We start from the raw sequence: 13,865 nt of genomic DNA, 5'->3' as shown, positions 1-13,865 counted from the left end.
GTTAAGGTCAGATAGTTTTTTAATCAATGTGTACCCATACAATTACATTATTTTTATCTTGTGATTCATTCTAATCTAACTTAAAATGAAATGGTAGCTACCAATATAAATAATGAGGATAAAACAAATGACTGAAAATCGTTATGAACTAAATAAAAACTTGGCACAGATGCTCAAGGGCGGTGTTATCATGGATGTGCAAAATCCTGAACAGGCTCGTATTGCAGAGGCTGCTGGTGCGGCTGCTGTTATGGCTTTGGAGCGGATTCCAGCTGATATTCGTGCAGCTGGTGGGGTTTCCCGTATGAGTGATCCAAAGATGATTAAGGAAATCCAAGAAGCAGTTAGCATTCCAGTGATGGCCAAGGTCAGAATCGGACATTTTGTTGAAGCTCAGATTTTAGAGGCCATTGAAATTGACTATATCGATGAGAGTGAGGTTTTATCTCCAGCTGATGACCGTTTTCATGTGGATAAGAAAGAATTCCAAGTTCCTTTTGTCTGTGGGGCTAAGGATTTGGGTGAAGCCTTGCGTCGTATCGCTGAAGGTGCTTCTATGATTCGTACCAAAGGAGAACCAGGGACAGGAGACATTGTTCAAGCTGTTCGCCATATGCGTATGATGAATCAGGAAATTCGCCGCATTCAAAATTTACGTGAGGACGAGCTTTATGTTGCCGCCAAGGACTTACAAGTCCCTGTAGAATTGGTTCAATACGTCCATGAACATGGAAAATTGCCTGTTGTAAACTTTGCAGCTGGAGGCGTTGCAACGCCAGCAGATGCTGCGCTGATGATGCAATTAGGGGCAGAGGGTGTTTTTGTTGGATCAGGTATTTTCAAATCAGGCGATCCTGTTAAACGAGCGAGTGCCATTGTCAAAGCGGTAACTAACTTCCGTAATCCTCAAATCCTAGCTCAAATCTCTGAAGATCTAGGCGAAGCCATGGTTGGTATTAATGAAAATGAAATTCAAATTCTCATGGCAGAGCGAGGAAAATAGATGAAAATCGGAATATTGGCCTTGCAAGGGGCCTTTGCAGAACATGCAAAAGTGCTAGATCGATTAGGTGTCGAGAGTGTTGAAATCAGAAATTTAGAAGATTTTCAGAAACATCAGAGTGATTTGTCGGGTTTGATATTACCTGGTGGGGAATCTACAACCATGGGCAAGCTCTTACGTGAGCAGGACATGCTGATTCCCATTCGAGAAGCCATTCTATCTGGTTTACCAGCCTTTGGAACCTGTGCAGGCTTGATTTTGCTGGCTAAAGAAATTACTTCTCAGGAAGAGAGTCATCTAGGAACTATGGATATGGTGGTCGAGCGCAATGCCTATGGGCGCCAACTAGGAAGTTTCTATACGGAAGCAGAATGTAAGGGAGTCGGTCAGATTCCAATGACCTTTATCCGTGGTCCGATTATCAGCAGTGTTGGAGAGGGTGTAGAAATTCTAGCAACAGTTGATAATCAAATCGTTGCAGCCCAAGAAAAAAATATGTTGGTAACTTCTTTTCATCCAGAATTGACTGATGATGTGCGCTTGCACCAGTACTTTATCAATATGTGTAAAGAAAAAAGTTGAGATTGAATTTCTCAACTTTTTTACATGTAATAAACAATGGCGATGTATTGGAGGGCAGATGCTGCTAGGATAAAGAGATGCCAAATCATGTGGAAATAAGGTTTTTTCTTGGCGTAAAATCCAGCCCCAACTGTATAACAGAGTCCACCGCTTACCATGAGACTCCAGAAAATTGGCGTTGTTTGACTGATAATGGCAGGAATGATAGCTAGAACCAACCAGCCCATAATCAGGTAAAGAGCAAGGCTAAATTTCTCATTGACTTTTTTAGCAAAGATTTTATAGAGAATACCAAAGATGGTTGTTCCCCATTGGATGGCAATAATTAGATAGCCAAACCAGTTATTCATCAAGGTTAATACGACGGGCGTGTAAGAGCCAGCAATGGCAACATAAATCATAGAATGGTCAATGATTCGCAAGACATATTTGTGGGTCGAACCATAGGCCATAGAGTGGTAAATGGTGGATGAGAGGAACATGAGAAAGAGACTGATAACGAATATGGAGACGCCGATAGATGATAAAAATCCGTGTGCCTCATAGCTATAGGTGGATGAAATGGGGAGTAAGATGAGCATGATGACTGCACCTACGGCATGGGTCACGCTATTAGCAATCTCCTCTCCAAAACTGAGTTGTTTGCTGAGTTTAAGACTAGTGTTCATTGGATTACCTCCTCTTGAGTATGATCGATTAAGGCTAGAGTTTGATGATAGAGTTTAACGGTTTGGCAGCTACTTTGGATAATGGGGTTAGCTGGATCAATTCCTTGGTTCATGTAGTTTACAAAAGCATCGTAGAGTTGGTCTGAACTTACTTGACTTTGTAGAGTATTAAGTGTCTGGGCTATTTCTTGAATAGAGAATACCGACTTGAGGGTTGTGATAGCAATCAAACGGGCAATCTGTTGGCGTTGGTATTTTTTCTTGTCAGGCTTTGTCAGGTAACCATGTTTCACATAATTATTGACCATAGATGCTGTTAGTACCTTGTCTTTATCAGGAGAAATAGGGGCGCAGACCTGATTGACATAGAGCAAAACCTGGTCCAGATAGAGGTCGATGTTTGGAATTTCTGCCCATTTGGGGTAGGAAAAGGTAGTTTTCATTTTCAACTCCTTTTTATCTAGTTTTAATAACTAGATTATAAAATAATAAAAATAGAAAGTCAAGTTTTAACTGCTTGTAGAAAGACTTAAATTATGCTATGATGGGAGAAACTAGTCAGAAATGAGGAGAAAAGATGGAAATTCGTTTAGCTTTTCCAAATGAAGTAGATACCATCATGCAGGTGATGGAGGATGCTAAAAAATGTTTAGCAGATGCTGGTAGTGACCAGTGGCAAAATGGTTATCCAAATGCTGATATTATTATTGAGGATATTATCTCAGGTCAAGCCTATGTAGCCTTGGAAGAGGGAGAATTACTAGCTTATGCAGCTGTGACCAAGAGTCCAGAGGCAGCCTATGAAGCCATTTATGAAGGAAACTGGCAAGCTGGGGAGTCAGAGTACCTAGTCTTTCACCGTATTGCTGTGGCAGCAGATGTACAGGGACAGGGCGTTGCTCAAACCTTCTTAGAGGGCTTGATTGAAGGTTTTGACTATCTAGATTTTCGCTCAGATACGCATGTTGCAAACAAGGTCATGCAGCATATTTTTGAAAAACTTGGTTTTAAACAGGTTGGTAAAGTGCCTGTTGATGGCGAACGCTTGGCCTATCAAAAATTAAAGAAATAATGCAAAAGATGTACGTAAAAATGCTCTACTTTTCGCCAATAGGAACCTTGTCTTTGGTTGCCGACGAGCAATATCTGTATGGCATTTGGGTGCAGGAGCAGAAGCATTTTGAGAGAGGACTAGGAGATGAGACGATAGAAGCAGTTGTTAGTCATCCAATTTTAGATCCAGTTATTGCTTGCTTAGATGATTACTTTAAAGGCAAGTCTCAGGATTTATCCGACTTGCCCTTGGCTCCAATCGGAACGGATTTTGAAAAGCGAGTTTGGTCCTATCTACAGGGAATTCCTTATGGTCAGACAGTGACCTATGGACAAATAGCCCAAGAGCTACAAGTGGATTCTGCTCAAGCAATTGGTGGAGCGATAGGACGCAATCCGTGGTCTATCCTAGTACCTTGTCATCGGGTGCTGGGAGCTGGCAAGCGTCTGACAGGTTATGCTGCAGGAGTGGAAAAGAAAGCTTGGCTCTTGGAGCATGAAGGCGCAGATTTTAAAGATATAAAATAGAAAGTGAAAGACATGTTAGAATTTATCGAATATCCAAAATGTTCAACTTGTAAAAAAGCAAAACAAGAATTAAACCAACTCGGTGTGGACTATAAAGCCATCCATATCGTTGAAGAAACACCTAGCCAAGAAGTCATTTTAAACTGGCTAGAAACCTCGGGTTTTGAGTTGAAGCAATTTTTCAACACCAGTGGGATCAAATACCGTGAATTGGGGCTGAAAGATAAGGTAGGAAGTCTGTCAAACCAAGAAGCAGCTGAGTTGCTAGCAAGCGACGGTATGTTGTTAAAACGCCCCATTTTAGTAGAAAATGGAACTGTTAAGCAAATCGGTTATCGAAAAGCTTATGAAGAATTGGGATTGAAATAGTTTTTATCTATCTCTTTGATAGATAAAATATATAACCTCCCTGTTTCAAAGTATGATAAACTAGTAGGTAGACAAAGTCTGTACCTGACCGTAGCAAATAATTTCATTGACGGCAAAAGTATGGTAGAATGAATCATTATCAGGAGAGGATGTTTTTATGAATGTTACAACGATTTTAGCATCAGATTGGTACCAAAACTTGATGCAATTGATTCCGGATGGCAAGCTTTTTAGCTTGCGTTCGGTCTTTGATGGAATCCCGAGAATTGTCCAACAACTTCCAATAACGATTATGTTGACCATTGGTGGTGCTCTTTTTGGCTTGGTTTTGGCGCTTCTTTTTGCCATTGTGAAGATCAATCGTGTCAAAATTTTATACCCCTTGCAGGCCTTCTTTGTTAGCTTCTTAAAAGGGACACCGATTTTGGTGCAACTCATGTTGACCTACTACGGAATTCCTTTGGCTTTGAAAGCTCTCAATCAGCAATGGGGAACTGGTTTCAATATCAATGCGATTCCAGCCGCTGCTTTTGCAATTGTCGCCTTTGCCTTTAATGAAGCAGCTTATGCTAGTGAAACCATTCGTGCAGCCATTCTCTCAGTCAATCCTGGTGAGATTGAGGCGGCACGCAGTCTGGGGATGACCCGAGCGCAAGTTTATCGTCGCGTGATTATTCCAAATGCGGCCGTTGTGGCGACTCCAACCTTAATCAATTCCCTAATCGGCTTGACCAAAGGAACTTCTCTAGCCTTTAGTGCGGGTGTTGTGGAAGTCTTTGCCCAAGCTCAGATTTTGGGTGGAGCTGATTACCGCTACTTTGAACGCTTTATCTCCGTTGCCCTTGTTTATTGGGTAGTCAATATCGGAATTGAAAGCCTTGGTCGTTTCATCGAGAGAAAAATGGCTATTTCTGCACCCGATACAGTGCAAACAGATGTGAAAGGAGACCTTCGTTAATGATTAAGATTTCGAATTTAAGCAAATCCTTTTCAGGACAGACTGTCTTGGATCATCTGAACTTGGATATTCAAAAAGGGGAAGTTGTAGCCTTGATTGGTTCTTCAGGAGCTGGAAAATCAACCTTCCTTCGTAGTCTCAATTATCTTGAAACACCTGACAGTGGCTCTATTCAGATTGATGATTTCTCAGTTGATTTTTCTAAAATCACTCAAGAAGAAATCCTTGCCCTACGCCGTAAGTTGTCTATGGTTTTCCAACAGTTTAATTTGTTTGAACGCCGAACAGCACTTGATAATGTGAAAGAAGGCTTGGTTGTTGTCAAGAAATTGTCTGACCAAGAAGCGACTAAGATTGCCAAGGAAGAGTTGGCTAAGGTTGGGCTTTCTGACCGTGAGAACCATTACCCTAGACATTTATCAGGTGGACAGAAGCAACGGGTTGCCTTGGCGCGTGCTCTTGCCATGAAACCAGATGTCTTACTCTTGGACGAACCAACTTCAGCCCTTGACCCAGAATTGGTTGGTGAAGTAGAGAAGTCTATTGCAGATGCTGCTAAGTCAGGTCAAACCATGATTTTGGTTAGTCATGACATGTCCTTTGTAGCTCAAGTTGCGGATAAGATTCTCTTCCTAGATAAGGGGAAAATCATTGAGTCTGGAACACCGGATGAGATTATCCACCATCCTAAAGAAGAGCGAACAAAAGAATTCTTCGCTAGTTACAAACGGACTTATATTTGATATAATAGATAAAGAAAAACTCAGTTAGCTGGACTAGCTGAGTTTACTCTTTAAAAAAGATAGAAATGAGAGAAATCATGCTACTGCAACTATTTTCTTTATATTTCGAGAGTTTGATCTTGACCACCATCCTCGTCCTGATTTTTTTAGGGATTTGGATTGGACTGAGAGCCATGTCGGGAGTTGATAAGACAGCCAAGGCTCGCCAAGCCCATCTCTATGATATGATTATGATTGGTGTTTTGGTTGTTCCAGTATTATCCTTTGCGGTTATGAGTTTAATTCTTGTTTTCAAGGCATAATCCTTGCGTGATTGACAAGAAAGAGTTAGAATAAAGATAGTTACAACAAGAAAGAAGGAAACTATATGTACGATACTATTATTATCGGTGCTGGACCTGCAGGTATGACTGCAGCCTTGTATGCTGCTCGAAGCAATCTGAAAGTAGCCTTGATTGAAGGTGGTCTGCCAGGTGGTCAGATGAATAATACATCTGATATTGAAAATTACCCTGGATACGCTAATATTAGTGGGCCAGAATTGGCAGAAAAGATGTTTGAACCGCTTGAAAATCTTGGTGTTGAGCACATTTATGGTTATGTTGAAAATGTCGAAGACCATGGTGATTTTAAGAAAGTGATGACTGATGACCAAACATATGAAACTCGTACCGTTATCGTAGCGACTGGCTCTAAACACCGTCCTTTGGGAGTACCTGGAGAAGAAGAACTGAACAGTCGTGGTGTTTCTTACTGTGCCGTGTGTGATGGTGCTTTCTTCCGTGACCAAGATTTGTTGGTAGTTGGTGGCGGAGATTCAGCTGTCGAAGAAGCCCTCTTCTTGACTCGTTTTGCTAAGACTGTTACCATTGTTCACCGTCGTGACCAACTTCGTGCCCAAAAGGTTTTACAAGACCGCGCCTTTGCGAATGAGAAAATCAGCTTTATCTGGGATTCTGTAGTGAAGGAAATCAAGGGTGAAAACAGAGTAGAATCTGTCGTTTTTGAAAATGTGAAAACAGGTCAAGTGACAGAACAAGCCTTCGGTGGTGTCTTTATCTATGTTGGATTGGATCCTCTTAGCGATTTTGTTAAAGAATTAAATATCCAAGATCAGGCTGGCTGGATTGTGACAGATAACCACATGAAAACTGCAGTTGACGGTATCTTTGCAGTTGGAGATGTTCGCTTGAAAGACCTTCGCCAAGTAACAACAGCAGTTGGAGATGGAGCAATCGCTGGTCAAGAAGCTTACAAGTTTATCACTGAACATAGTTAATCATAAAAAAGTTTCCAATCAGATGACTGGAAACTTTTTTTATAGTCTATTTCGAAAAACTTCGTACATGAGAATGGCTGCAGCAACACTGGCATTAAGGCTTTGAACATGTCCATTCATAGGAATGGTAATCATTTCATCGACCTGTTTTTTGATGTTGCTAGAGATGCCTTTTCCTTCATTTCCGATAATGAGGGCAATTTTCCCTTTTGTATTCCACTTATGGCAAGGAGTACCGTTCATATCCGTTCCAAAGGTCCAGAACCCTTCATCCTTGAGTTTGTCCAGAGTTTGGCTAAGATTGGTCACTCGGGCAATTGGAACGTGCTCAATAGCACCTGTGGCTGTTTTTGCAACGACAGGAGTAACTCCGACAGCACGGTGCTTGGGAATGATGACACCTGAAACATTGGTCGCATCGGCTGTTCTCAAGATTGAACCCAGATTATGGGGATCAGTAAGACCATCCAGAATCAAGAGAAGTGGATTTTCTTCTTGACGTGTTTTGGCAAGGATTTGGTCCAGTTCGCTATAGGCAAATTCGGATACTCGTAGAACGAAACCTTGGTGGACAGCACCTTCAGTCATCTCAGAGAGGGATTTTTTTGAAGTCCAAGAAATGGATACTTTTTTTTCTGTAGCCAGTTCCTTGACTTTCTCAACATTCTTACCTCGGAGATCTTCTTGGAGGTAAAGTTTGTTCCCTGTGTTTGCAAGGAGGGCTTCGGTAACGGCGTGGACGCCATAGACAATATCATTTGTTTTCATGCCTCTATTATAACACAAAACCCCGTCTTGCAACGGGATTTTATTTATTCAAGAATCAGTAGACCATCTTTAACTTCAAATGGGTCTTTTTCATTGATACGATCGTAAAACATGATTCCGTTGATGTGGTCAATTTCATGCTGAACAACGATGGAGTTGTAGCCTTTGAGCTTGATACGGTGTTTTTCGCCGTCCTTGTCAAAGTAGTCAACAGTAACGCGAGCATGGCGAACAACATAGCCAGGCACATTGCGGTCAACAGAGAGGCAACCTTCTCCTTCGCCAAGAGCAGCGTCTTGAACAGAGTGAGAGACGATTTTTGGATTGTACATAATGGCTTGTAAGTCGTAGGCTTCCTGCGGAGTTTCACCTTCTTCAACAATGTTTGGTACCAAAACAGCGATAATACGTTTTGAGATATCTAATTGAGGAGCAGCAAGTCCAACACCACCTCGGAGCCCCATCTTTTCAGCCATGACAGGATCTTGGGAATGTTTGAGGAATTGCATCATCTTTTCACCGAGAATGATTTCCTGGTCAGACAAGGGGAAAGTGACTTCCTCAGCAACCGCGCGTAGAGTTGGATTTCCCTCGCGGATAATATCTTTCATATCAATTAAGTGAGCAGCTTTTGTAATACGTTCTATAGCAGACATTTTCTCTCCTTTCATTACCTCTACATGATATCACAAAATGACAAGGATTGAAAGCATTACGGCATCTAGCTTTTATAGAAAATGCCTAGTAGATTCAATTCAATTGTGAAAGAATTACTTATCTGTGATATAATAAAAAGAAAAGGCTTGCATTAGAAAGTAGGGAGAATAAAGATGCAAAGAAGACAAGATAGACATAAACGTGGACCAGTTTTTCGTTTTATGAGGAGTTCTGTAAACTTTTTTAGGAGTTATCGAAAGTGGAGCAATAAGGGATTTGTTGCGATACTCTTGCTAGCTGTTGCTTTATCAATGGGCTTGGTCTTGTTGTTTGAAAGTTTCCAAGGAATCCCCTTGACCAGTCAAAAAAAGGATACCATTTCTCAAGAAGCAAATAAGACTAATCAAAACTCCAAAGATCAGGAAGAGGAAAAGACTGCTAGAATTATGGCCAACGGGGACCTCCTCTATCACATTCCTATCTATCGTTCTGCCTTAAAAGAAGACGGGACCTATGATTTTCATGAAAATTTTGATTATGTGAAACCATGGCTCAAACAAGCAGACTTGATTATAGGTGATTTTGAAGGTACTGTTAACAAGGACCACTATTTGGCAGGTTATCCGCTATTTAATGCACCTGGAGAAGTCATGGATGCCATCAAGGATGCTGGTTATCAAGTGCTAGACTTGGCGCATAATCATATCCTAGATTCACAAATAGAAGGTGTGGTTTCAACAGCAGATGCTATTGAGAAGGCAGGAATGACACCTATTGGAGTGTATACGCATGAGTCACGTGATCAAGCTCCTCTTGTAATTAAGGAAGTGAATGGTATCAAGGTTGCACTTTTGGCCTATTCTTATGGTTTTAATGGAATTGAGCAAAGTATTTCTCAAGAAGACTATAACCGCTATCTTTCAGACTTAAATGAAGACAAGATGAAGGCTGAAATTGAACGAGCAGAGAAGGAAGCAGACATCACCATTATCATGCCTCAGATGGGTGTTGAGTATCGCTTGGAACCAACTGAAGAACAAAAGGCTCTTTATCACAAGATGATTGATTGGGGAGCGGATATTATCTTTGGAGGGCATCCTCACGTTGTAGAACCATCTGAAACGGTTGAAAAAGATGGAGACAAGAAACTCATTATCTATTCAATGGGGAACTTTATTTCTAATCAACGAATTGAAACCATGCAAGATGAAGAGAATGCTAAGTGGACAGAGCGTGGCGTGCTCATGGATGTGACTGTTAAGAAAAAAGCCGGTAAGACGACAATCGAAACTGCCAAAGCGCATCCTTCTTGGGTAAACCGTACACCAAAAGGAACCTATTCTCCAGAAGGTTATCCACTATTCCTATACCAAACCTATATCTTAGAAGATTTTATCGAGGGTGGTAATCATCGTGATCAGTTAGATGAAGTGACTAAGGAGCGAATTGATACAGCATATAAAGAAATGAACGAACATGTAGGATTGAAGTGGGATTAGTTTGAATCCAGAGGGAAGTAAATGACTATTAAAGTAATTGCGACAGATATGGATGGGACCTTGCTGGATGCTAGAGGCCAGCTTGATCTCCCACGTTTGGAAAAGATTTTAGATCAGTTGGATCAAAGGGGTATTCGTTTTGTCATTGCGACTGGGAATGAAATTCATCGAATGAGGCAACTACTGGAGCACTTGGTCGATCGGGTGGTTCTGGTTGTTGCAAACGGTGCTCGTATTTTTGAAAACAATGAACTGATTCAGGCTCAGACTTGGGATGATGCCATTGTCGATAAGGCTTTGGCTCATTTTAAGGGTCGAGCGTGTCAGGATCAGTTTGTTGTAACGTCTATGAAGGGTGGTTTCGTCAAAGAAGGTACGATTTTTACAGACCTTGAAAGTTTTATGACTCCAGAAATGATTGAAAAATTCTACCAACGGATGCAATTTGTGGACGAATTAACCTCTGACCTCTTTGGTGGTGTGCTCAAGATGAGTATGGTTGTTGGTGAGGAACGTTTGAGTTCGGTCTTGGAAGAAATCAATGACCTCTTTGATGGCCGTGTTCGGGCTGTATCGAGTGGCTATGGTTGCATTGATATCCTTCAAGCTGGAATTCATAAAGCATGGGGCTTGGAAGAATTACTCAAGCGCTGGGACTTGAACTCCCAACAAATCATGGCTTTTGGTGACAGTGAAAATGATGTTGAAATGCTTGAAATGGCTGGAATTGCCTATGCGATGGAAAATGCTGATGAGAAAGCCAAAGCTGTGGCGACTGCTCTAGCACCAGCTAACAGCCAAGGAGGAGTTTACCAAGTCTTGGAAAATTGGTTAGAAAAAGGAGAATGAAGTGGCAGTACAGTTATTAGAAAATTGGTTACTGAAGGAACAAGAAAAAATCCAAACCAAGTATCGTCACTTAAATCAGGTTTCTGTTGTAGAGCCAGACATTCTTTTTATTGGGGATTCCATTGTCGAATACTATCCTCTGCAGGAACTATTTGGGACTTCAAAGACGATTGTCAATCGAGGCATTCGAGGGTATCAGACAGGGCTGTTATTAGAAAATCTAGATGCGCATCTGTACGGTGGGGCAGTAGATAAAATTGTCCTTTTGATTGGGACAAATGATATCGGAAAAGATGTGCCTGTGAATGAGGCTCTCAATAACCTCGAAGCTATCATACAATCCATTGCTCGCGATTATCCATTGACTGAGATTAAATTGCTTTCTATTTTGCCAGTCAATGAGGGAGAAGAGTACAAGCAGACAGTCTATATCCGCACGAATGAAAAAATTCAGAAATGGAATCAAGCCTATCAAGAGCTTGCTTCTGCCTATATGCAGGTAGAATTTGTGCCAGTTTTTGATAGTTTGACAGACCAGGCAGGTCAACTCAAAAAAGATTATACAACTGATGGGTTGCACCTTAGTGTTGCTGGTTATCAGGTTTTGACAAAATCTTTGAAAGACTATCTTTTGTAGTTAATTGCTTTCCTTTTTGCATTTTTGTGTTAGATAAGGTATAATGGTTTTATTGTCTTTTGGGGTCGTTACGGATTCGACAGGCATTATGAGGCATATTTTGCGACTCGTGTGGCGACGTAAACGCTCAGTTAAATATAACTGCAAAAAATAACACTTCTTACGCTCTAGCTGCCTAAAAACCAGCAGGCGTGACCCGATTTGGATTGCTCGTGTTCAATGACAGGTCTTATTATTAGCGAGATACGATCAAGTCTTGTCTAGCGGCTTGATAAGAGATTGATAGACTCGCGGTTTCTAGGCTTGAGTTATGTGTCGAGGGACTGTTAAACGAATACATAACCTATGGTTGTAGACAAATATGTTAGCAGATGTTTGGACGTGGGTTCGACTCCCACCGGCTCCATTGATAATTTACATTGTTTTGTAAATCTTTCTAAAACGTTGTTTTTACAACGTTTTTTATTTTATTCTTTGGTATTCTTTTGCAAAAAAAGAATACAACATTTTGTTGTATCCTAAATATTAAATCAAGTCCTGAATTTTCTTAAGTTTTTATCATATTTTCTGTTATAATTAAGGTGCCTTAAGAAAAATAATGAAAAAACTAAATGTTTTTCATATAGTTTTCATTTTTGTGTTATAATTAAGGTGCCTTAAGAAAAATATTAAGGTACCTTAAGAAAAATAATGAAAAAACTAAATGTTTTTCATATAGTTTTCATTGTTTTAATAGTTTAAAGTCAATCTTATTTTTCTCTAATAGAAAATAATGAAAAAGTAGGTTTAGAAAGAGGTAAGTATCTATGTCTTCTCATAAAAAAGTGTCACTCTCTGAGATTAATCAATCTATCGATACTCCAAATAACAATCATTTCTGGCAAAATTTAAATGCCTTTTTAGGTCCGGGTGCTCTTGTCGCAGTTGGTTATATGGATCCAGGAAACTGGATTACCAGTGTAGTCGGTGGTGCTTCCTATAAGTATAGTCTCTTGTTTGTTATCTTGATTTCATCTCTCATTGCCATGCAACTTCAGCAGATGGCAGGAAAGCTTGGTATTGTAACCCAGATGGACCTGGCTCAAGCAACGGCTCATCATTCACCTAAATGGCTTCGTTATAGTCTATGGGTGATTTTAGAATTAGCCTTGATGGCGACAGATCTGGCAGAAGTTCTAGGTTCAGCGATTGCTCTCAATCTTCTCTTTAAGATTCCGATTATGATAGCAATTCTCTTGACCGTGTTGGATGTTTTTCTCTTATTGCTTCTGATGAAATTTGGCTTTAAGAAGATTGAAGCTATTGTGACAACACTGATTTTAACCATTCTAGCAATTTTTACCTATCTGGTAGCTTTGTCACATCCAAGCTTCCAAGGAATCGTTGAGGGTTATCTACCGAATGCAACCTTATTTGAAAGTCCCTTGCCAGGGCATGAAAGTCAATTAACCTTGGCACTAGGGATCGTGGGAGCAACGGTTATGCCCCATAACCTCTATTTGCATTCTTCCTTGTCACAAACTCGGAAAATCAATCACAAGGACAAGAATGATGTTCGAAAAGCCGTGCGCTTTATGACCTGGGATTCAAATCTCCAATTATCCTTGGCCTTTGTGGTTAACTCCCTTCTATTAATTCTCGGGGCGGCTCTCTTTTTCGGCCATGCATCTGAGATTTCTGCCTTCTCTCAAATGTATAATGCCTTGCAGGATTCTACTATTGCAGGAGCTATAGCTAGCTCGACCTTATCAACCTTGTTTGCCTTGGCTTTATTAGCCAGTGGTCAAAATTCGACAATTACGGGTACCTTGACTGGACAAATCGTTATGGAAGGTTTCTTGCATATGAGATTACCTCAATGGTTCATTCGTTTGGCAACTCGTCTCTTTGCCTTGTTGCCTGTCATGATTGTAGCGGTTCTGTTTGGTCATCAGGAAAAAACATTAGATCAGTTATTGGTTTATTCACAAGTCTTTCTTTCGATTGCTCTTCCATTTTCAATCTTCCCACTGATTTATCTAACTTCTAAGAAATCACTGATGGGAGAATTTACCAATGCCAAATGGAATACCATCCTTGGCTATATCGTTTCCATTATCTTAACAATTCTCAATGTGAAATTGTTATTTGATATTTTCTAAGAAATTCACCCGAGTTATAAAACAAGCATATAAGAAAAAAGATACCCAAGATTTTGTACTGCACCCCAAAAGTTAGACAGAAAAAATCTAACTTTTGGGGTGTTTTATTATGAAATTGAGTTATGATGATA

Annotated in this window: 17 protein-coding genes and 1 other RNA gene; 14 read left to right on the top strand and 4 right to left on the bottom strand. The window is 40.5% G+C overall.

Translation table 11 applies throughout. The annotated features are described in order from the left end of the window. The first annotated feature begins 127 nt into the window (after positions 1-127). Complete coding sequence (pdxS, locus tag QP439_RS01330) at positions 128-1,003, top strand: pyridoxal 5'-phosphate synthase lyase subunit PdxS (RefSeq protein ID WP_000138517.1); 876 nt, start codon at positions 128-130, stop codon at positions 1,001-1,003. Then, the gene (gene pdxT, locus QP439_RS01325; RefSeq protein ID WP_285387202.1) at positions 1,004-1,585 is read left to right on the top strand and encodes a pyridoxal 5'-phosphate synthase glutaminase subunit PdxT; all 582 of its coding nucleotides are present in this window, start codon (positions 1,004-1,006) and stop codon (positions 1,583-1,585) included. Positions 1,586-1,605: 20 nt separating this feature from the next. Here the strand turns inward: pdxT and trhA are convergent, their stop codons facing one another. Both trhA and QP439_RS01315 read right to left on the bottom strand, forming a co-directional pair. Continuing rightward, positions 1,606-2,253, bottom strand: a complete 648-nt coding sequence (trhA, locus tag QP439_RS01320; protein ID WP_084926627.1) for a PAQR family membrane homeostasis protein TrhA — start codon at positions 2,251-2,253, stop codon at positions 1,606-1,608. Next, a complete protein-coding gene (locus tag QP439_RS01315) occupies positions 2,250-2,696 on the bottom strand; it encodes a DUF1836 domain-containing protein (RefSeq protein ID WP_285387199.1) in 447 nt (148 codons plus the stop codon). The genes trhA and QP439_RS01315 overlap by 4 nt, the downstream gene beginning before the upstream one ends. A 134-nt stretch (positions 2,697-2,830) precedes the next feature. On the opposite strand from QP439_RS01315, the gene QP439_RS01310 reads away from it, so the two are divergent. The 7 genes from QP439_RS01310 (at position 2,831) to trxB (ending at position 7,183) form a co-directional block, all read left to right on the top strand. After that, a complete protein-coding gene (locus QP439_RS01310) occupies positions 2,831-3,325 on the top strand; it encodes a GNAT family N-acetyltransferase (protein ID WP_000405856.1) in 495 nt (164 codons plus the stop codon). Then, positions 3,325-3,834: a methylated-DNA--[protein]-cysteine S-methyltransferase gene (locus QP439_RS01305; protein WP_033681377.1), complete on the top strand. Its 510-nt coding sequence runs from the start codon at positions 3,325-3,327 to the stop codon at positions 3,832-3,834. The genes QP439_RS01310 and QP439_RS01305 overlap by 1 nt, the downstream gene beginning before the upstream one ends. A 12-nt stretch (positions 3,835-3,846) precedes the next feature. Further along, the gene (locus QP439_RS01300) at positions 3,847-4,203 is read left to right on the top strand and encodes an arsenate reductase family protein (RefSeq protein WP_000889083.1); all 357 of its coding nucleotides are present in this window, start codon (positions 3,847-3,849) and stop codon (positions 4,201-4,203) included. A 157-nt stretch (positions 4,204-4,360) separates the two neighbouring features. Then, entirely contained in the window at positions 4,361-5,161 is an 801-nt protein-coding gene (locus QP439_RS01295) for an amino acid ABC transporter permease (RefSeq protein ID WP_001103445.1), read from the top strand. Beyond that, a complete protein-coding gene (locus tag QP439_RS01290) occupies positions 5,161-5,904 on the top strand; it encodes an amino acid ABC transporter ATP-binding protein (RefSeq protein ID WP_000590982.1) in 744 nt (247 codons plus the stop codon). The genes QP439_RS01295 and QP439_RS01290 overlap by 1 nt, the downstream gene beginning before the upstream one ends. Before the next feature lie 77 nt (positions 5,905-5,981). Next, the gene (locus tag QP439_RS01285; RefSeq protein ID WP_000926599.1) at positions 5,982-6,206 is read left to right on the top strand and encodes a DUF4059 family protein; all 225 of its coding nucleotides are present in this window, start codon (positions 5,982-5,984) and stop codon (positions 6,204-6,206) included. Between the two features lie 65 nt (positions 6,207-6,271). Further along, positions 6,272-7,183: a thioredoxin-disulfide reductase gene (gene trxB / locus QP439_RS01280; RefSeq protein ID WP_000272298.1), complete on the top strand. Its 912-nt coding sequence runs from the start codon at positions 6,272-6,274 to the stop codon at positions 7,181-7,183. Positions 7,184-7,222: 39 nt separating this feature from the next. On the opposite strand, the gene rlmB is transcribed toward trxB, so the two are convergent. Beyond that, positions 7,223-7,951 (bottom strand): 23S rRNA (guanosine(2251)-2'-O)-methyltransferase RlmB, encoded by a 729-nt coding sequence (gene rlmB, locus QP439_RS01275; RefSeq protein ID WP_045611907.1) that lies wholly within the window; start codon positions 7,949-7,951, stop codon positions 7,223-7,225. A 44-nt stretch (positions 7,952-7,995) separates the two neighbouring features. After that, complete coding sequence (gene def, locus QP439_RS01270) at positions 7,996-8,607, bottom strand: peptide deformylase (RefSeq protein ID WP_001272937.1); 612 nt, start codon at positions 8,605-8,607, stop codon at positions 7,996-7,998. A gap of 174 nt (positions 8,608-8,781) precedes the next feature. On the opposite strand from def, the gene QP439_RS01265 reads away from it, so the two are divergent. From QP439_RS01265 to QP439_RS01245, 5 genes are all read left to right on the top strand, one after another. After that, the gene (locus tag QP439_RS01265; RefSeq protein ID WP_350224139.1) at positions 8,782-10,107 is read left to right on the top strand and encodes a CapA family protein; all 1,326 of its coding nucleotides are present in this window, start codon (positions 8,782-8,784) and stop codon (positions 10,105-10,107) included. A gap of 21 nt (positions 10,108-10,128) precedes the next feature. Next, entirely contained in the window at positions 10,129-10,956 is an 828-nt protein-coding gene (locus QP439_RS01260; RefSeq protein ID WP_285387185.1) for an HAD family hydrolase, read from the top strand. Between the two features lies 1 nt (position 10,957). After that, positions 10,958-11,593 (top strand): SGNH/GDSL hydrolase family protein, encoded by a 636-nt coding sequence (locus QP439_RS01255; protein WP_000290665.1) that lies wholly within the window; start codon positions 10,958-10,960, stop codon positions 11,591-11,593. Positions 11,594-11,654: 61 nt separating this feature from the next. Next, positions 11,655-12,002, top strand: a transfer-messenger RNA (tmRNA) gene (ssrA, locus tag QP439_RS01250). A 397-nt stretch (positions 12,003-12,399) separates the two neighbouring features. Then, positions 12,400-13,734, top strand: coding sequence for an Nramp family divalent metal transporter (locus QP439_RS01245; protein ID WP_000094601.1), 1,335 nt, complete (start codon positions 12,400-12,402; stop codon positions 13,732-13,734). Positions 13,735-13,865: the final 131 nt, after the last annotated feature.

Source organism: Streptococcus sp. UMB1203, from assembly GCF_030217725.1.
Classification (GTDB): domain Bacteria; phylum Bacillota; class Bacilli; order Lactobacillales; family Streptococcaceae; genus Streptococcus.
The sequence above is the reverse complement of the archived record's forward strand: the minus strand, read 5'-3'. Positions and strand labels throughout refer to the sequence as shown.

What these genes read in the sequence shown, in the direction of transcription:
- pdxS (WP_000138517.1), top strand. Translation starts at nt 128, where the DNA reads ATGACTGAAAATCGTTATGAACTAAATAAAAACTTGGCACAGATGCTC.
- pdxT (WP_285387202.1), top strand. Translation starts at nt 1,004, where the DNA reads ATGAAAATCGGAATATTGGCCTTGCAAGGGGCCTTTGCAGAACATGCA.
- trhA (WP_084926627.1), bottom strand. Translation starts at nt 2,253, where the DNA reads ATGAACACTAGTCTTAAACTCAGCAAACAACTCAGTTTTGGAGAGGAG.
- QP439_RS01315 (WP_285387199.1), bottom strand. Translation starts at nt 2,696, where the DNA reads ATGAAAACTACCTTTTCCTACCCCAAATGGGCAGAAATTCCAAACATC.
- QP439_RS01310 (WP_000405856.1), top strand. Translation starts at nt 2,831, where the DNA reads ATGGAAATTCGTTTAGCTTTTCCAAATGAAGTAGATACCATCATGCAG.
- QP439_RS01305 (WP_033681377.1), top strand. Translation starts at nt 3,325, where the DNA reads ATGCAAAAGATGTACGTAAAAATGCTCTACTTTTCGCCAATAGGAACC.
- QP439_RS01300 (WP_000889083.1), top strand. Translation starts at nt 3,847, where the DNA reads ATGTTAGAATTTATCGAATATCCAAAATGTTCAACTTGTAAAAAAGCA.
- QP439_RS01295 (WP_001103445.1), top strand. Translation starts at nt 4,361, where the DNA reads ATGAATGTTACAACGATTTTAGCATCAGATTGGTACCAAAACTTGATG.
- QP439_RS01290 (WP_000590982.1), top strand. Translation starts at nt 5,161, where the DNA reads ATGATTAAGATTTCGAATTTAAGCAAATCCTTTTCAGGACAGACTGTC.
- QP439_RS01285 (WP_000926599.1), top strand. Translation starts at nt 5,982, where the DNA reads ATGCTACTGCAACTATTTTCTTTATATTTCGAGAGTTTGATCTTGACC.
- trxB (WP_000272298.1), top strand. Translation starts at nt 6,272, where the DNA reads ATGTACGATACTATTATTATCGGTGCTGGACCTGCAGGTATGACTGCA.
- rlmB (WP_045611907.1), bottom strand. Translation starts at nt 7,951, where the DNA reads ATGAAAACAAATGATATTGTCTATGGCGTCCACGCCGTTACCGAAGCC.
- def (WP_001272937.1), bottom strand. Translation starts at nt 8,607, where the DNA reads ATGTCTGCTATAGAACGTATTACAAAAGCTGCTCACTTAATTGATATG.
- QP439_RS01265 (WP_350224139.1), top strand. Translation starts at nt 8,782, where the DNA reads ATGCAAAGAAGACAAGATAGACATAAACGTGGACCAGTTTTTCGTTTT.
- QP439_RS01260 (WP_285387185.1), top strand. Translation starts at nt 10,129, where the DNA reads ATGACTATTAAAGTAATTGCGACAGATATGGATGGGACCTTGCTGGAT.
- QP439_RS01245 (WP_000094601.1), top strand. Translation starts at nt 12,400, where the DNA reads ATGTCTTCTCATAAAAAAGTGTCACTCTCTGAGATTAATCAATCTATC.